The 15888-nt window shown below is 73.3% G+C and carries 17 protein-coding genes and 1 riboswitch; of the genes, 13 read left to right on the forward strand and 4 right to left on the reverse strand.

From position 1 onward, the window contains the following. Nucleotides 1–10 precede the first annotated feature (10 nt). Nucleotides 11–463, reverse strand: coding sequence for a hypothetical protein (locus AB0D67_RS04785; RefSeq protein ID WP_362929946.1), 453 nt, complete (start codon nucleotides 461–463; stop codon nucleotides 11–13). Nucleotides 464–579: 116 nt separating this feature from the next. Here AB0D67_RS04785 and AB0D67_RS04790 point away from each other — a divergent pair, with 116 nt between their 5' ends. The 8 genes from AB0D67_RS04790 to AB0D67_RS04825 all read left to right on the forward strand — a co-directional run bounded on the left by AB0D67_RS04790 (nucleotide 580) and on the right by AB0D67_RS04825 (nucleotide 6608). Next, the gene (locus tag AB0D67_RS04790; protein ID WP_362929948.1) at nucleotides 580–1272 is read left to right on the forward strand and encodes a response regulator transcription factor; all 693 of its coding nucleotides are present in this window, start codon (nucleotides 580–582) and stop codon (nucleotides 1270–1272) included. A 10-nt stretch (nucleotides 1273–1282) separates the two neighbouring features. Beyond that, complete coding sequence (locus AB0D67_RS04795; RefSeq protein WP_362929950.1) at nucleotides 1283–2566, forward strand: HAMP domain-containing sensor histidine kinase; 1284 nt, start codon at nucleotides 1283–1285, stop codon at nucleotides 2564–2566. A 309-nt stretch (nucleotides 2567–2875) separates the two neighbouring features. Beyond that, entirely contained in the window at nucleotides 2876–3151 is a 276-nt protein-coding gene (locus AB0D67_RS04800) for an FmdB family zinc ribbon protein (protein ID WP_362929952.1), read from the forward strand. Nucleotides 3152–3205: 54 nt separating this feature from the next. After that, nucleotides 3206–4453 carry a formamidase gene (gene fmdA, locus AB0D67_RS04805; RefSeq protein ID WP_362929954.1) on the forward strand — a complete coding sequence of 416 codons (1248 nt, stop codon included), beginning with the start codon at nucleotides 3206–3208 and terminating at the stop codon, nucleotides 4451–4453. Nucleotides 4454–4686: 233 nt separating this feature from the next. Next, on the forward strand, nucleotides 4687–5100 hold the full coding sequence (locus AB0D67_RS04810) for a PepSY domain-containing protein (protein WP_362929956.1): 414 nt from the start codon (nucleotides 4687–4689) through the stop codon (nucleotides 5098–5100). Between the two features lie 150 nt (nucleotides 5101–5250). Further along, a complete protein-coding gene (locus AB0D67_RS04815; protein WP_362929958.1) occupies nucleotides 5251–6069 on the forward strand; it encodes a nucleotidyltransferase domain-containing protein in 819 nt (272 codons plus the stop codon). A 105-nt stretch (nucleotides 6070–6174) separates the two neighbouring features. Continuing rightward, the gene (locus AB0D67_RS04820; RefSeq protein ID WP_362929960.1) at nucleotides 6175–6384 is read left to right on the forward strand and encodes a hypothetical protein; all 210 of its coding nucleotides are present in this window, start codon (nucleotides 6175–6177) and stop codon (nucleotides 6382–6384) included. Next, nucleotides 6384–6608 (forward strand): type II toxin-antitoxin system HicA family toxin, encoded by a 225-nt coding sequence (locus tag AB0D67_RS04825; protein WP_362929962.1) that lies wholly within the window; start codon nucleotides 6384–6386, stop codon nucleotides 6606–6608. The genes AB0D67_RS04820 and AB0D67_RS04825 overlap by 1 nt, the downstream gene beginning before the upstream one ends. A gap of 40 nt (nucleotides 6609–6648) precedes the next feature. Here AB0D67_RS04825 and AB0D67_RS04830 read toward each other — a convergent pair whose 3' ends face one another. Continuing rightward, nucleotides 6649–7596, reverse strand: a complete 948-nt coding sequence (locus AB0D67_RS04830) for a glycerophosphodiester phosphodiesterase family protein (RefSeq protein ID WP_362929964.1) — start codon at nucleotides 7594–7596, stop codon at nucleotides 6649–6651. Nucleotides 7597–8069: 473 nt separating this feature from the next. Here AB0D67_RS04830 and AB0D67_RS04835 point away from each other — a divergent pair, with 473 nt between their 5' ends. Beyond that, on the forward strand, nucleotides 8070–9917 hold the full coding sequence (locus tag AB0D67_RS04835) for a S8 family serine peptidase (RefSeq protein WP_362929966.1): 1848 nt from the start codon (nucleotides 8070–8072) through the stop codon (nucleotides 9915–9917). Nucleotides 9918–9982: 65 nt separating this feature from the next. Here the strand turns inward: AB0D67_RS04835 and AB0D67_RS04840 are convergent, their stop codons facing one another. After that, nucleotides 9983–10873 (reverse strand): oxidoreductase, encoded by an 891-nt coding sequence (locus AB0D67_RS04840; protein WP_362929968.1) that lies wholly within the window; start codon nucleotides 10871–10873, stop codon nucleotides 9983–9985. 106 nt (nucleotides 10874–10979) lie between these two features. On the opposite strand from AB0D67_RS04840, the gene AB0D67_RS04845 reads away from it, so the two are divergent. From AB0D67_RS04845 to AB0D67_RS04860, 4 genes are all read left to right on the forward strand, one after another. Continuing rightward, entirely contained in the window at nucleotides 10980–11894 is a 915-nt protein-coding gene (locus AB0D67_RS04845) for a LysR family transcriptional regulator (protein ID WP_362929970.1), read from the forward strand. Nucleotides 11895–11987: 93 nt separating this feature from the next. Beyond that, nucleotides 11988–12815 (forward strand): DUF4253 domain-containing protein, encoded by an 828-nt coding sequence (locus AB0D67_RS04850; RefSeq protein ID WP_362929972.1) that lies wholly within the window; start codon nucleotides 11988–11990, stop codon nucleotides 12813–12815. Nucleotides 12816–13082: 267 nt separating this feature from the next. Continuing rightward, nucleotides 13083–13227: riboswitch (cyclic di-AMP (ydaO/yuaA leader) on the forward strand. 243 nt (nucleotides 13228–13470) lie between these two features. Beyond that, nucleotides 13471–14226: a hypothetical protein gene (locus tag AB0D67_RS04855; protein ID WP_362929974.1), complete on the forward strand. Its 756-nt coding sequence runs from the start codon at nucleotides 13471–13473 to the stop codon at nucleotides 14224–14226. A 380-nt stretch (nucleotides 14227–14606) separates the two neighbouring features. Continuing rightward, nucleotides 14607–15464: an alpha/beta fold hydrolase gene (locus AB0D67_RS04860; RefSeq protein ID WP_362929976.1), complete on the forward strand. Its 858-nt coding sequence runs from the start codon at nucleotides 14607–14609 to the stop codon at nucleotides 15462–15464. Between the two features lie 47 nt (nucleotides 15465–15511). Here the strand turns inward: AB0D67_RS04860 and AB0D67_RS04865 are convergent, their stop codons facing one another. After that, entirely contained in the window at nucleotides 15512–15883 is a 372-nt protein-coding gene (locus AB0D67_RS04865; protein WP_362929978.1) for a hypothetical protein, read from the reverse strand. Nucleotides 15884–15888 lie beyond the last annotated feature (5 nt).

A 15888-nucleotide genomic window follows, 5' to 3' on the forward strand; every position in this document is an offset into this window, starting at 1 on the left:
TCGCGGGCGGTCAGTCGTCGTCGCGTTCGGCGACGGAACGGACCGCGGCGACGGGCGTTCCCGAGCGGCACGTCACGCTGACGGTGGTCTTGCGGTCGTCCGACTCGAAGACCACCGAGGCGGTGCGGCCCGGACCGCGCTCGACGTCGTCGACGCCGTACCCGGGGGCGGGCGTCCAGGACAGCAGCAGGGCCCGCCCGGCGTCGCAGACGGCGGTCACCGACCCCGCCGCGTAGGAGAAACCGAGGGCCTGCGAGCCGGGACCGGCCGAGACCGGCGGCCCGGCGCCCGGCGCGGCGGAAGCGGTGGCCAGGGCCCGCTCGACCTCCTCCAGGGTCATGGGGCGGGCGGCGGGGCCGGTGATGTCGGTGCCGATCAGGGAGACCGCCCAGAGGACGGCGATCGTGGTCAGGACGGCGGCGGCCAGCCAGCCCCCCGCCCCCAGCAACGCGCGGCGTCCCATCACATCCCTCCCGTCGGACACGCGGCCGTCGGTCTTCCGGTGTCTTTCCTGTCCGACGGGGAACCTTCCACTCTCGTCGGGACCGTTAACCAGCCAGGAGGGGTCGGTACGTCACCGTGGCCCGGTTGCTGCTCGTCGAGGACGACTCCCAGGTGCGATCCGCGCTGAGCCGCGCGCTGACCGACCGCGGCCACGCCGTGACCTCGGCCGTCGCGGGCATGCCCGGACTCGCCCTGGCGGTGGAGGACCGTCCCGACCTGGTCGTGCTCGACCTGGGCCTGCCCGACCTCGACGGCTGCGAGGTGCTGCGCATGCTCCGGGCCGTCAGCGCCGTCCCGGTCATCGTGGCGACCGCGCGCGACGCCGAGCCGGAGATCGTCCGGGCGCTGGACGCCGGGGCCGACGACTACGTCGTCAAACCGTTCAGCGCGGCCCAGCTGGACGCGCGCATCCGGGCCGTGCTGCGCCGCGGCCGCGAACCGGGCGCGGGCGCCGAGGCGGAGCCGGTGCGGGTCGGCGGGCTGCTCATCGAACCGGCCGGCCGGGAGGCGTTCCTCGACGGGGAGCGCCTCGACCTGACGCCCAAGGAGTTCGACCTGCTGCACTACCTCGCGCTCCGCCCCGGCCAGGTCGTCCCCAAACGGGAACTGCTGGCCGAGGTGTGGCGGATGGCGTACGGCGGCGCGGACAAGACCGTCGACGTCCACCTGTCGTGGCTGCGGCGCAAACTCGGCGAGAGCGCCCAGCGGCCCCGCTACCTGCAGACCGTCCACGGCGTGGGCGTGAAGATCGTCGATCCGGGGACGTGAGGGGCCCCCGATGAGGCGACGCCTCGCCCTGCTCGCGGTGGCGACCACCTCGCTGGTCCTGATCGCCTTCCTCGTGCCGCTCGCCGTGCTGGTCAGGACGCTGGCGGCCGAGCGGGCCACGGCCGCCGCCACCACGTGGGCGCAGTCGGTCGCCACCGCCGCGGCCCTGGACGACCCGAAGGTCCTGGAGGCCACCGTACGGCAGGCGAGCGGTTCCGGCGGGGTGCCGATCACCGTCTTCCTGCCCGGCCACGGCTTCATCGGCGCGGCGGCGCCGCGCGGACCCGGCGTGGAGCTGGCCGCGCGTGGACGGAGCATCACCGTCGACACGCCCGCGGGCCGGGAGGTGCTGGTGGCCGTCCAGGGCGGGGAGCGCGGCACCATGGTCGTCCGCGCGTTCGTGGACGCCGAACGGCTGCGCCGGGGGGTCGGGTGGGCCTGGCTGGTGCTCGGCCTGACCGGGCTGGCGCTGCTCGCCGTCGGCATCACCGTCGCCGACCGGCTCGCCCGCTCGCTGATCCGGCCGGTCGGGCAGGTCGCGGAGGTCTCCCGGCGGCTGGCCCGCGGCGACCTGCGGGCGCGGGTGGAACCGGCGGGCCCGCCGGAGATCCGCGAGGTCGGCAGCGCCCTCAACCACCTGGCCGCCCGCATCCGCGAGCTGCTCGCCCACGAACGCGAGGCGGTCGCCGACCTCTCCCACCGGCTGCGCACCCCGGTCACCGCGCTCCGGCTGGAGGCCGACGGCATGCGCGACCGGGACGAGGCGGAACGGGTGGGACGGGTCGTCGACAGCGTCGAGCGCATGGTCGACCAGATCATCCGCGAGGCGCGCCGGTTCGACCGGGACGGCGTGCCGGGCTGCGACGCCCTCCGGGTCGTCGGCGAACGGGTCGCCTTCTGGTCGGCGCTCGCCGAGGACCAGGACCGGCCGCTGCGGCTGGACCTCGCGGACGGCCCGATCCCCGTGGGGGTGAGCGAGCACGACCTCGCGGCCTGCGTGGACCTGCTGCTGGAGAACGTGTTCGCCCACACCCCCGACGGCACCCCGTTCGCCGTCGAGCTGACGCCCCGGCCTGCCGGGGGCGGGGCCCGGCTCGTGATCAGCGACGAGGGGCCCGGCTTCGCCCACGCGGATCCGACCGGCCGGGGGGTGAGCGGCGGCGCGTCCACCGGTCTCGGCCTCGACATCGCGCGCCGCACCGCCGAGGAGTCGGGGGGCGGCCTGCTGGTCCGCACGCGCGCCTCGGGGGGAGCCGAGGTCGTCGTCGAACTCGGCCCCGGCCCGGCCCGCTGAGAAGGGACCCGTATCTGGTTAATCAGGATTTGCCCTGCTAAGGGCGGGTATGAAATGGATTCTCGACGGTCGAACGCCGGGCGGCGGGATGACGTCCCGTCTGCCGGGAAACGTCCGCGGTCACCCCGGGAGGCGTCGTCCGTGGGAAACACCGCCCGGGAGACATCGCCGGGCGCCCGGGGGAACACGACCGGCCCGACGGGAACGCGTGTCCGGGTCTTCCGGCGTGATGAGAGGCGGTCCGTCCGATTCCGGGGCCGGCCCCGTGGCCGCACCGGAGGTCCATCCACCCGACGCGGAGGGGTGCCCATGGTCACCTACGAGTTTCTCTGCCCGGAGTGCGGCCGCTTCGAGGTGCGCCTGCCGATGGGGGCCGCGCCGCCTGCCCGTGACTGCCCCGCCTGCGAGCGGGCCGCGCGACGCGTCCCGTCCGCCCCGCGCCTGTCCCGGGTGTCCTCCGCGCTGTCGGCCGCCCTCGACCGGGAGGAGCGGAGCCGGGAGGCGCCCGAGGTCGTCCCCGTGCCGCCCGGCCGGCGGGCCGCGTGCTCCCCGCACCCGGCGACGGCACGCCTGCCCAGGCCGTGAGAGGCGCGGGATCACCCGCCGCGTGTACGGATTCCATGAAAAAAGGGGGCTGTCATGCCAGAGGTCGTGTTCGGCGTGGACCAGTCGAAATCCATGCGGGACCAGGACGTGCCCGGCCACAACCGGTGGCATCCGGACATCCCGGTGGTCGCCATGGTGCGCCCGGGAGACGAGTTCCGGCTGGAGTGCCGCGACTGGACCGACTCCCAGATCGGGAACAACGACTCGGCCGACGACGTGCGGGACGTGGACCTGTCCGTCCCGCACATGCTGAGCGGTCCCATCGGGGTCGAGGGCGCGGAACCGGGCGACCTCCTGGTCGTCGACATCCTCGAACTCGGTCCGATTCCCCAGCAGTCCGGCCCGGTGTCCGGACAGGGGTGGGGGTACACCGGGATCTTCGCCAGGGCGAACGGCGGCGGCTTCCTGACCGACTACTTCCCGGACGCCTACAAGGCGGTCTGGGACTTCCACGGCGTGTTCGCGACGTCACGCCACCTGCCCGGCGTCCGGTACGCCGGCATCACCCATCCGGGGCTGCTCGGCACGGCGCCGTCGGAGGAGATGCTCGGCCGCTGGAACCGCCGGGAGCAGGCCCTCATCGACACCGCTCCCGACCGGGTCCCGCCGCTGGCCCTGCCACCGGTGCCCGACGGCGCCCTCGCCGGAACGGCCACCGGCGAACTGGCCGCGCGGATCGCCCGCGAGGGCGCCCGCACCGTGCCGCCCCGGGAGAACGGCGGCAACCAGGACATCAAGAACCTCACCCGCGGGGCGCGGGTCTTCTTCCCCGTCTACGTGGAGGGCGCCAAGTTCTCCGCGGGCGACCTGCACTTCAGCCAGGGCGACGGTGAGATCACCTTCTGCGGCGCGGTCGAGATGGGTGGCTTCATCGACTTCCACGTGGACCTCATCAAGGGGGGCATGGAGAAGTACGGCGTGACCACCAACCCGGTCTTCATGCCCGGGAGGGTGGAACCGAACTATTCGGATTACCTGTCGTTCGTCGGCATCTCGGTCGACCATGACAAGGACGTCAACCACCACCTCGACGCGACGCTGGCCTACCGCCGGGCGTGCCTCAACGCCATCGAATACCTCAAGAAGTGGGGTTACACGGGCGAGCAGGCGTACCTGCTCCTCGGCTCCGCGCCCGTGGAGGGGCGGATCAGCGGGATCGTCGACGTCCCGAACGCCTGCTGCACGCTCTACCTGCCCACGGAGATGTTCGATTTCGACATCCGCCCCGGCGGGGACGGTCCCGTCAGGCAGGACAGAGGGCAGTGCGCCGTGACGTCCTGACCGGCGCGCACGGGCGTCGATCCCCGGCGGACCGGGAACCGCGGCCCGTGCGGGCATGGCCGCGGTTCCCGGTCCGCCGGCCGGTCCCGAGGCGCCGGCGGGCCGTCCGGAGCGGTCTGTTAACGATTCCTTAGGAACTTCGCAGCAACGCGCTATCACCCGGGCGAGCAGCCTTGAGGGGTCGTCGCGGATTCCACGGAACCGCGCCTCTCAACGGATACGGAGAAAGCCCGATGCGCAAGCCGATGATCATTGTTGCCGGACTCACCCTCGCCGGACTCGTGGCCGGCGGCGGCGCCGCCCTCGCCGACGGGATCCAGGCCGACCCGGCCTCGCCGTCTCAGTCCGCCGCCCCCGGGACCGGCTCCGGCGACGGCACGGAAGCCCTGCGCAAGCCCGCCGTGCCGGCGGAGCAGGCCCAGCGGACCGCGCTGTCGAAGGTGAGCGGCGGATGGGTCGTCTCCACCGAATTGGAGACCGAGGGCGACGCGGCCTCGTGGGAGGTCGAGGTCGCCGACGGCAAGGGCGCCGTGCAGGAGGTCGTCGTGGACGCCGCCACCGGCGGGATCACCTCGACGGCCGCCGCCGACCAGGACGACGACGACAAGGACGACGCCCAGGAGAAGAACGGCCAGGACGACGACTGACGCCGGCACCGCCGGCCACCGCGGACCGGGGCGCGGGGGACGCCCCGGTCCGCGCTTCGGCACGCCCGGGAAATTCAGCCTCATCTAGCGAGGAACCCCGTGACGAGCCCACGCGGCTCGCCGGGCGGGCCGCTGTGTGATCATGCCGTCATGGACGACACGAGACTGGAGGCGCTCGCCGGGCGGCTGGCGGAGGTGCCCGGAGTGGTCGCCGTGGCGCTCGGCGGAAGCCGGGCCCGCGGCACACACCGCCCCGACTCCGACTTCGACCTCGGGCTGTACTACCGGGGAGAGCCGGACGTCGCGGCGCTCCGGGCGCTGGCCGTACGGGAGGCGGGGGACCGGGCCGAGCTGACCGCGCCGGGCGGCTGGGGGCCCTGGGTGAACGGCGGGGGCTGGCTGACCGTCGACGGCCACCGGGTCGACTGGATCTATCGCGACCTGGACAGGGTCCACCGGATCTGGGACGACTGCCGGGAGGGCCGCTACGAGATCGGCGTCCAGACCGGCCACCCGCTGGGCTTCTACTCCCACGCCTACGCCGGTGAGGTCGCGTTGTGCCGGGTGCTGGCCGACCCCGGCGGGGAGCTGACGGACCTGCGGGAGCGGACCCGCGCCTATCCGCCCGCGCTGGGCGACGCGCTCGCCGACGGGATGTGGGAGGCGGACTTCTGCGTCGAGCTGGCCCGCTACGGGGTGTCCGGCGCCGACCCCGCCTACGCGGCCGGCTGCCTGTTCCGCGCGGTCGGCGTCGCCTGCCACGCGCTGCACGGGCACGCCGGCAGGTGGCTGATCAACGAGAAGGGCATGGTGGCCTCGGCGGGCCGGCTGCCCGGCGCACCGGGGGGCTTCGCCGTACGGGCGGGGCGGCTGCTCGGCCGCGTCGGCGAGCCGCCGGAGCCGATCGCCGGGACCGTCGCCGAGGCGGCGGCCCTGATGAGAGAGGTACGGGCGGCCGTCGGCCGCTGAGGCGGGTGACCGGGCCGGGAGAGCACGGCCGGACGTCGCGGTGGAACGGGTGCGGATGATGGAAGAAGCCCGGCCGGCCGGATCCGGGACCGTACACTGAGAATCATGACCGGGATCCAGCATGTGCCCTACGCCCTGGAGCGGGACGAGAACGGGGTCTGGTGCGCCAGTGCCCAGCTCCGGCCCGGTGTGGGTGCGGTAGGCGACGGTCCCACGGCCGACGCGGCGGTGGCCGATCTGCGTGAGGCGCTGACCGCCCTGATCGAGGAGGTCGGCCTGTCACCCGAGGTGACCGTGACGGTGGACGTCGCCTGATGCCGCCGGTCCCGTCCGTCCCCGGTGCCCAGGTCGTGCGCGCCCTGGAGAAGGCGGGCTTCGTCCTCTCCCGGGTACGGGGCAGCAACCACATCCTGCGGCATGACGACGGGCGGGTGGTCAGCGTGCCCGTTCACTCCGGTCAGGACATGCCCAAAGGCACCCTGCGCAACGTCCTGGCCCTGACCGGCATCACCGTGGACGAACTGAACGATCTGCTGTAGCCGTACCTGACGCTGAGCATCGTGTGCTTTCCGGCGGATTTCACCGGTGGAGGAGCGGGGCGACGACGTCGACGCGGTTGGTCCAGACGCCGCCGGTGTAGTCCTCGGGCAGGCGGGATAGGTCGGCGGGGGCGTCGAAGCCCTCGGAGAAGTCGCCGGATCCCGCCACGACGATGACACGGGTGCCGTGGGCGCGCATGCGCTCGACGAACAGGTTGGGCCAGCCCCACAGCCACCGGCCGTACTTCTCCGGGACGTGCAGCTCCAGACCGGCGCAGGAGCCGGGGACGTATCCGGTCCAGCCCACGGCGAGATAACCCTTCAGACAGTCCAGCATGAGGGCCTTCGACATCACCTGTACGGCCGGCAGCCGCGCGGCCAGCGCGGCCACCGGCCTGTCCCCGCCGTACACGGTGAGTGCGGCGAGCCGCTTCGGAGACAGCGTGGCCAGGCGGGAGGCGAGCAGCTCGCCGTCGGCCGCCACGTCGCTCTTGACGTGGATCAGCAGCTTCTGCTCGGGGAACGCGGCGAGGACCTGTTCCAGGGCCGGCATGCGGCCCACGCCCTTGCCGCGGAAGGGGTGGGTCGCGCCGCCGTCGGCGGTGTATCCGTAACCGACGTCGAGACGCCGCAGCTCGGCGAGGGTGTGGTCGCGGACCTCGCCCCGGCCGTCGGTGCGGCATTCGAGGGTGGCGTCGTGGAACACGGCGATCCTGCGGTCCCGGGTCACCTGGACGTCGAACTCGACCATGTCGGCCCCCGCCTTGAAGGCCGCCCGCATGGAGGGCAGCGTGTTCTCCAGGTAGGGGTGCTCCGGCGGGTGGATGCGCCCGGCCGTGCAGGTCTCGTTCGTGATGCCCTCGAAGCCGAACGTCTGCGCCAGGCCGCGGTGGGCGAGGAGCAGCGGCTCGCCCTTGCCGTGTGCCCGCCAGGAGCCGTTGTTGGAGTAGGCGAAGGCGGCCAGGGTCACGGCCGCGACGAGGACCACCCGGACGGGGAGGCTCCGGGCGAGCCGGACGGGCTAGGCGGACCGGGGGCGCGGGGCGCGGCGCGAGCGCCGGGGGCGTTCAGGCTGGGACATGGGCCGTCTTCCAGGTCGAAAAGGGGCGGAGCCGCTCCTGGATATCCGGTTCCGATCTTCATTGGGACGGCAACGGTCAACCGTTATCTTCCCGTGATCTGACTCGAGGGGTGCGTCCCTCCGGCGGACGGGCCGGTCGCGGGGCCTTCGGGACGCGGGCGGTCATCGGCTCGGGCGCGGTTCCGGGGTGTGGACGGCTTTCCGGGCGGGCGGGGTCCGGGGTGGGCGGGGTCCGGTGTGACGGAGTGCCTTCACGGCCGCCAGGAAAAGTCTGTTTGTAGTCATATTTCCGGACATTGGCTGATTGGGTCGCGGGTGATGATCCGGATCCGGCAAGGTACGTACTGTCCCCAGCCGTCCCGACCAGCCGATGGAGCCCCATGCCGATCCTCCGGGTCTCCCGGGTCCTCCGGACCCCCTGGCCCTTCCGATCCTCCGGGGTCTCCCGGACCTCCAGGCACTCCCGGGTCTCTCGGACCTCCCCGACCTCCCCGACCTCCGGGACTCCCCGGCGGCCGGTCCGGGCCGTCGCGGCCGCCGCGCTCGGCGTGCTGACGGCCGCCGTCGTGGCCGTCCCCGGGCTGCTCGCCGTACCCGCGCACGCCGACACCGTCCGGGGCCTGGCCTGGCACCTCGACGCGCTGCGGATCGAGGAGGCGCACCGGATCTCACGGGGGCGGGAGGAGGTGGTGGCGGTGATCGGCGGCGGAGTCGACGCCGACCACCCCGACCTCAAGGGCCGCGTCCTACGGGGCCACTCCTTCGACACCGCGGTGGCGGCCGACGGGCGGGAGGAGGTGGACGGAGGACGGGCCACGGGCATGGCCGGGCTCATCGTGGGGCCCGGCGGCAGCGACATGCGCCTGCTCGGCATCGCGCCCGACGCCAGGATCCTGCCGGTCAACCTCGGCCGGAGATACGACCACGAGACCTACGGCCAGGCCATCCGCTGGGCCGTGCGGAACGACGCGCGGGTCATCGTGCTGTCGGAGAACCTCCGGTTCTGCCTCCAGGAGGACATCGAGGCCGTCCGCTACGCGCTTTCCAGTGATGTCGTGGTGGTCGCGCCGGCCGGTGACAACCGTGACGATTACAACCTCAGGTGCCCGGCGTCGATCCCGGGCGTCGTCTCGGTCGGCGGTACGACCCGGTCGGGGAAGTTGTGGTCCGGCTCCGTTGTGGGACGGCAGGTGGCGCTCGCCGCCCCCGCCGAGAAAATCATCGTTCCGTTGCCCCGCCGGGAGTCCGGCAACGGATACGGCGTCGGGAGCAGTACGGGCGACGCGGCGGCGATCGTGGCCGGGGTGGCGGCGTTGATCAGATCGAAGGAACCCAGACTGCGCGCGAGGGATGTGATCAACCGTCTGGTGAGCACCGCGCACGACAGCCCGCTCCTTTCTGACAAGGCGGCCTTCAGCCACGGCGTCGTCGACCCGGTGCGGGCGCTGACCGCGAAGGTGGGGACCGTCAAGGCCAACCCGCTCGGCACCCCGCCCCCCTCACCCACCCCGACGCCCCGCCCCGAGCCCACCGAGGACGACGGGCCCTGGATCGAATTCGGCGTCTCGAGCGTGCCGGGCGCGATCGCCCAGACGGTCGTCATGGTGCTGGTCCCGGTCCTCGTCGTGTTCTTCGTGATCCGCAACCGCCGCCAGGCGCGGCGTGAGGGCGCGGCGCCGGCCGTACCGCTTTCCCCGTCCGCCCCCCTCCCGCCGTACGGCGCGCCGCCCGGCGGGCCGTACGCGCCGCCTCCGCCGTACGGCATGCCGCCCGGCGGACCGGTTCCCTCGCCGGGCGGGGCGTTCCCCCCACCCGGCCCGGCCGGTCCGGCGTACCTCCCGCCGCCGCACGGCCCGGGATCGCCGCATCCCCATCAGATGCCACCGTCGCCGCGCCCTCATCAGGGGCCGCCGTACCCCTCCCACGACCGGGGGCCGGTGACGCCGCACCCCTCCCATCAGGCGACCCCGTACCCGGCTCACCAGACGCCGCCGTCTCCGTATCCGGCTCACCAGGCGCCGCCCGGCCCGGCGCGTCACCCGCAGCCGCCTCCGCACGGTACGCCGGTCCCGCCGCTCCCTCCCCGCGTGGAGCCCCCGCCGCACGCCGCCCAGGGTCCGTACGGCCCGACGCCGCCCGTGCCGGGCCACGAGCCGACCGGGCCCGACGGCACGCGTGTCCTGCCGGCCGGACCCTGGCCGCCTCCGCCGCCTCCGGGACGGGGCTGAGCGTTCCCGCGCTGAGCCGGGAAGAGGGGGCGGCCCGCCGGTCCCCGGAGGAGGCGCCGGGCCGGTCAGGCGTCGAAGCCGGTACTGCGGGCCACCTTCTCCCAGGCGGCGAACTCCGCGCGGGCGTTCTCCAGACTGGCCGCGATCGCGTCGGCGGCGTCGTCGCCCAGCGGGAGGCGCAGCGGGGTCTCCTCCGCGTCGAGGGCGGCGAGGACGGCCGCCGCCGCCTTGGCCGGGTCGCCGGGCTGCCTGCCGTCGGACTCCGGCAGGCCGGAGCGGACCGGGCCGACGACGGTCTCGTAGGCGGGGATGGCGGCCGACTGCAGCAGCGCGCCGCCGCCGGCGAAGCCCGTCCTGAACGCCCCCGGCTCCACGACCAGCACCTTGATCCCGAACTGCGCGACCTCCTGGGCGAGCGCCTCCGAGAGCCCCTCCAGAGCGAACTTGGTCGCCGAGTAGGCGCCCACGCCCGGGAAGGTGAACCGGCCGCCCATGCTGCTCATCTGCACGATCGCACCCGATCCCTGCCGGCGCATGTGCGGCAGCACGGCCCGCGTCAACGCCGCCGGACCGAAGAAGTGCAGTTCCATCAGGTCGCGCAGTTCGCGGTCCGATGTCTCCTCCACGGCGCCGACCAGTCCGCGCCCGGCGTTGTTGACCAGCACGTCCACGCGCCCGTACCAGAGGACGACCTCGGCGACCACGGCGGCGACCCGGGCGGTGTCGGTGACGTCCAGCCCGACCGCGACGACCCGCTCCGGGTGGGCGGCGACCAGGTCGTCGAGCGCCTCGGGCCTGCGGGCCGCCGCGACGACGGTGTCACCGGCGGCCAGCGCCGCCTCGGCGATCGCCCGGCCGAAGCCGGAGGACGCGCCGGTGATCAGCCAGACCCGGCCCTCCGCCCGGCGGGCCGGAGCGGCGCCGGTGTTCGTCTCGATGTTCGTACGGATGTCCATTTCGGCCTCCACGTCGTCGTCAATGTCCTCTGTTATGCCGGACGGCCCGCGGGGGCGTCCAAGACAGATGATGAGGAGGGCCATAAAGAGGATTTATGATCGCAGGGTGGAGCTTCGCCAGCTGCGGTACCTCGTGGTGATCGACGAGGTGGGGAATCTCGGGCGGGCCGCCGAGCGCCTCTATGTCAGCCAGCCCGCCCTGTCCTACGCCCTCAGGAGCCTGGAGGGCGAGTTCGGCGTCCGGCTGTTCGACCGGCACGCCGGGGGCGTGCGGGCGACCGCCGCCGGACGGGAGGTGGTGGACGAGGCCCGCCGTACGCTCCTGCAGGCCGACCGGGTGACGGCCGCCGCGGAGCGGCACCGGCTGGGGCGGGCGGGGCGGCTGCGCGTCGGGTTCGAGGCCAGCGGGGCCGGTGAGCTGACCACCCGCGCCCGCGCCGAGTTCGCCCGCCGCCATCCCGGCGTGCGGGTGGAGCCCAAGCGCTTCGACTGGGGGCAGGAGGCCGCCGCGCTGCGTGAGGGCCGGGTGGACGTCGCCTTCGTCTGGCTGCCCGCCGACCTCACCGGCATGCGGTCCGAGATCGTGCACGTCGAGGGGCGGGTCGTCGGCCTGCCGTCCGGCCATCCGCTCGCCGGTCGCGACGGCGTCTCCGTCATGGAGGTGGCCGGCGAGCCCCTGATGTGGACCGAACGGGCGCCGCGCGAATGGGTGGACTGGTGGGCGGTCAACCCCCGGCCGGACGGTTCCGCCCCGCGCTGGGGGCCGACCAACGACAACGTCGAGGAGATGCTGGAGCAGGTGGCCGAGGGCGCCGCCGTCTGCTTCGCCCCGTCGAGCATGGCCCGCTACTACGCCCGCCCCGACCTCGCCTGGGTGCCCCTCACCGACGTCGAGCCGCTGCGGGTGGCCCTGGCCTGGCCCAGGGGTGCGGACGACCCGCTGGTGCGCGGATTCGCCGACGTGGTCCGCGAGCTCGCGGAGCCCGCGACGGCCCCTCGGCCCTCCCCGCGAGGGCCGTGAACGCGGTGTTTTTCGGCCGTGCTGGGGGGAGAACTGTCCTCCCGCCGCCTGACAGGCCAAAATTGGTCCGTGGTCAGGATCGGATCGACAGGGATGAGCGATTGCGAGCGGGAGCAACTTCCGCCGTTGCTGGGCCAGCTGTTCGCCGGCGGCGGTGAGGGGCGGGCGCTCTCGGTCGAGCTGCCTCCAGGCGACGTGGTGTGGCCCGACCCCGGCTACTCCCAGCTGATGGTCGGTTATCGTCCGGCGTTCTGGCTCAGTGACGAGCCGGTCTCCGCCGGGCTGTGGTCCGGCCTGCGGGCCGAGCACCCGCGCTCGGGCCTGTGGCCGTTGCTGCTGGAGGACTCCGTCCAGCCGTGGTCGTCCGGGCAGATCGCCCCGGACACGGTGGAGGAGATCGACAACTATCACACCGCCGCCTTCATGGCGGAGGTCTGGGCCGACTGGACCGAGAGGGCGGACGCCGAGCAGCTGGAGCTGCTGGCCCCGTTCGGCGCGCGGTGCCCGGGTCCGGCCCCCGCGGGCAGGCTCGCCACCGACCCCGACGTGGTCGCCGACTGGTACGCCGGGCTGGTCGCCGAGCGCAGGACCCCCCTGGGCCTGGTGGCCGTCGACCGGGGGGCCGACGCGCTGGCCGTCATGGGGTGGCAGGGCGCGCTGAACCACAACGAGTGGATGGTCCCGCTGGCCGCCGTGGTGCGGAGCTGGGAGGAGCGGTTCGGGGCGCGGCTGGTGGGCGTGGGTTTCAACACCCTCGACCTGAGCGTCGCGGCGCCCCCCACGACGGCGGAGCACGCCCTGCACGTCGCGGCGGAGCACTGGACGTTCTGCCCGGACAGCGTCGTCTACAGCGCCGGCACGCTCGCCGGCTACGCCGAGCAGATCATGGGCAGGAACGCCTGGTCGTTCTGGTGGGACTGACCGGGGCGGGCGGCCGTTTCCCGGGGTTCCGGGCGGGACCGCGGGCCGCGGGAAATGGCGGCGGTGAATCACCCGTATGTAATTCGCCGCGGCGTGTACGCCCTGGTCGGCGCCGGTTCAGGGGCCGATGAACCGGATCATGTGCCCTTTCTTGGCCATAGAAGGTAGATCTTCTGGTCATTCCATGGGTTCTGCTTTGCTTTGTCTGATTTGCCCGGTAGTGTCCTAGTCATCGGCAGGTGACCTGCACCCTCATCCGAGGGGGCGACCGGGCCGACGTCGAATCCCGAAGCCGTCATGGTATGGGAGCCGGGGACCCACCTTCCGGGGTGAATCCGCCGCGAACGCGGTGGTAGGGCACTCCACCGCCCGAACCCGTCAGCTAACCCGGTAGACGAGATGGAGAGGAGATCCCTCAGTGGGAGACCGCGCCACCTTCGTACCGGTATGCAGCATTTCGCTGCCGGTCCTCTGAGACTTTCACATCCCCTGGGTTCTTCCGCCGCGATCGGTCGCGGCATCCCCCAGCGCTCCGTGTAGCGCCACCTGATCCACCCCTGCGCCTCTTCTTCCCTGTGAGCGCGACCCCGCCGATGCCTCCCTTCACGCATGGCGTCCGGCTGCCCCGTTCCCTCGCGAAAGAGTTCGTTTCCTCATGCCTTCCCTGGATCCCCGCACGTCCGCCCGCAAGACCCGCTACGCCGTCGCCGGCCTCGTCGGCGCCGGGCTCCTCGCCTCCGCCGCCGCCGTCTCGGCCCTCCCCTCGGCCGACCGGGACGCGCCCGCCGCCTCGGCGGCCGGCACCGGGGTCACCGCGGTGAGCGAGCCGGTCGCGGCCGCGGTCCCCGAGGCCGCCCCCGCCCAGGCCGCCGCGCCGAAGGCCGCCGCCGCTCCCGAGCAGGCCGCCGCGCCGGAGCAGGCCGCCCCCGCCAAGCCGCAGAAGGTCACCAAGACCGTCATGCTGAAGGGCCAGACCAAGGCCTCCTACTTCTGGGACGACTCCTCCGGCCGCGCCGGTGACACCGGCCTCCCCGCCAGTGGCAAGCCGATGCAGAAGGGCATGATCGCCAGCCCGAGCTGGCCGCTGTTCACCGAGGGCTACGTCATCTACAAGGGCAAGAAGGCCAAGTTCTTCGTCGGCGACCGCGGCCCCGGTGTCCCCTCCAGCAGCGGCGTCATGATCGACCTCGACGCCAAGACCTTCGCCGACCTGACCGGCGGCACGTTCAACCCCGGCACCCTCGGCGTGGACGGCAACGGCGGCATGGGCCACATCAAGGTCGACTACGTCATCACCAAGTGGGGCGACGGTCCGGGCAAGAAGAACGACCCGGTCCCCTTCTCCACCGGTGCCTGGGGCAAGCGGGACGGCGACCCGGCCAAGCCGGTCCAGATCACCGTCAAGCCGTAACCGGCCGGAACGGCGCCGCCGCACCATCACGGCGGCGCCGCCGGACCGTCACGACGCCGCCCCGCGCCAGTGCGGCACCATCGGGCCGTGACGGCTCACCGGGTCATAAAGGTTCCACCGGGCCGTGACGGCTCGGTCAGGCCGTGACGGCCGGAGGCGAAGAGCTTCACCTCAGACTTTCCTGGACACGGGAGCGGACGCCGGCGCAGGGCGTCCGCTCCTGCTTTTCGCTCTCCGGCCCTTCGGTGCGGGGATGCCTTGCCCCGACCTGGGCAGAATGACATTCTGTTCCGGGTTACCGGTCCGTCATCTCCAGGCGGCGGGAGCCGTCCGGGCGGCCACCCGGCCCGCCCGCGGACGGATGGGGGAGAGGGAGCGACATGACGACGCGCGTCCGGGCCAACGGCATCGAGATCGCCTATGAGACCTTCGGGTCTCCCGGCGACCGGCCGCTTCTGCTGATCATGGGCCTCGGCGCCCAGATGATCCACTGGGACGAGGAGTTCTGCGAGCTGCTCGCCGGCCGCGGGCACCACGTGGTGCGGTTCGACAACCGCGACGCCGGCGAGTCCACCCACCTGAACGACGCCGGGGCGCCCGCCCTCGGCGGCGGCCGGGCCCCCTACCTGCTCGACGACATGGTCGACGACGCCGCCGGGCTGCTCGACGCGCTCGGCTGGGAGTCGGCCCACGTGGTCGGCGCCTCGATGGGCGGCATGATCGCCCAGGCGATGGCGATCGGCCATCCGCGCCGGGTGCGGAGCCTCACCTCGATCATGTCCACCCCCGGCCACGCGGTCGCCCCGCCCACCGAGGCGGCGATGGCGGTGCTCATGGCGCCGCCGCCGCCCGACCGCGAGGCCGCGATCCGTCAGGCGCTGAGCACCTGGGAGATCCTCGGATCCCCCGGATACCGGATGGACCGCGAGCGCGTCGCCCAGATCACCGAACTCAGCTACGACCGCGGCCTCGACCCGGCCGGGACCGCCCGGCAGCTCGCCGCGATCCTGGCCTCGGGCGACCGTACGGCGCTGCTCGGGAAGATCACCGTACCCACCCTCGTACTGCACGGCGAGGCCGACCAGCTCATCCCGGTGGCCGGGGGGATCGCCACGGCGGACGCGATCCCCGGCGCCAGGCTGGTCACCTTCCCCGGCATGGGCCACGACCTGCCGCGCCTGCTCTGGCCGGCCTTCGCCGACGCGATCGGTGAGCTCACCGCCTCCGCCGAGCGGTGAGCTCCGGTACGGCCCGCGCTCCCGGTGCGCGGAGCCGTACCGGAGGATCAGACCTCGAGTCTCTCCTCGATCATCCGCAGGGTGTGCCGGGCCAGCGCCAGGTTGCCCCGGTTGCGGTCCAGCGCCAGGTACAGGAAGAGACCCTTGCCGCTCCGGCCGGTGACCGGGCGGATGATGTGGTACTGCGCGCTGAGCGTGATGAGGATGTCCTCGATGGTGTCCTTGAGGCCGAGGGAGTCCATCGTCCGCAGCTTGGCCTTGACGACCTCGGTGTTGCCCGCCGCGGCCACCTGGAGGTCCAGGTCCTTGGAGCCGCCGAGCGCGCCCAGCGCCATGCCGCTGTTGTAGTCGACGACGACCGCGCCGACCGCGCCGTCGATGCCCATCATTTCCTTGAGAGAGATATCCATGTTGCCCATGTCTG

Origin of the sequence: Streptosporangium sp. NPDC048047, assembly GCF_040653115.1 — a bacterium.
Lineage (GTDB): Bacteria > Actinomycetota > Actinomycetes > Streptosporangiales > Streptosporangiaceae > Streptosporangium.

Excerpts from the sequence above, each read along its gene's own strand:
- AB0D67_RS04865 (WP_362929978.1), bottom strand. The coding sequence starts at position 15,883 with ATGGGCAACATGGATATCTCTCTCAAGGAAATGATGGGCATCGACGGC.
- AB0D67_RS04795 (WP_362929950.1), top strand. The coding sequence starts at position 1,283 with ATGAGGCGACGCCTCGCCCTGCTCGCGGTGGCGACCACCTCGCTGGTC.
- AB0D67_RS04785 (WP_362929946.1), bottom strand. The coding sequence starts at position 463 with ATGGGACGCCGCGCGTTGCTGGGGGCGGGGGGCTGGCTGGCCGCCGCC.
- AB0D67_RS04815 (WP_362929958.1), top strand. The coding sequence starts at position 5,251 with ATGGACGACACGAGACTGGAGGCGCTCGCCGGGCGGCTGGCGGAGGTG.
- AB0D67_RS04835 (WP_362929966.1), top strand. The coding sequence starts at position 8,070 with ATGCCGATCCTCCGGGTCTCCCGGGTCCTCCGGACCCCCTGGCCCTTC.
- AB0D67_RS04820 (WP_362929960.1), top strand. The coding sequence starts at position 6,175 with ATGACCGGGATCCAGCATGTGCCCTACGCCCTGGAGCGGGACGAGAAC.
- AB0D67_RS04860 (WP_362929976.1), top strand. The coding sequence starts at position 14,607 with ATGACGACGCGCGTCCGGGCCAACGGCATCGAGATCGCCTATGAGACC.
- AB0D67_RS04825 (WP_362929962.1), top strand. The coding sequence starts at position 6,384 with ATGCCGCCGGTCCCGTCCGTCCCCGGTGCCCAGGTCGTGCGCGCCCTG.
- AB0D67_RS04810 (WP_362929956.1), top strand. The coding sequence starts at position 4,687 with ATGCGCAAGCCGATGATCATTGTTGCCGGACTCACCCTCGCCGGACTC.
- AB0D67_RS04850 (WP_362929972.1), top strand. The coding sequence starts at position 11,988 with ATGAGCGATTGCGAGCGGGAGCAACTTCCGCCGTTGCTGGGCCAGCTG.
- AB0D67_RS04855 (WP_362929974.1), top strand. The coding sequence starts at position 13,471 with ATGCCTTCCCTGGATCCCCGCACGTCCGCCCGCAAGACCCGCTACGCC.
- fmdA (WP_362929954.1), top strand. The coding sequence starts at position 3,206 with ATGCCAGAGGTCGTGTTCGGCGTGGACCAGTCGAAATCCATGCGGGAC.
- AB0D67_RS04840 (WP_362929968.1), bottom strand. The coding sequence starts at position 10,873 with ATGGACATCCGTACGAACATCGAGACGAACACCGGCGCCGCTCCGGCC.
- AB0D67_RS04800 (WP_362929952.1), top strand. The coding sequence starts at position 2,876 with ATGGTCACCTACGAGTTTCTCTGCCCGGAGTGCGGCCGCTTCGAGGTG.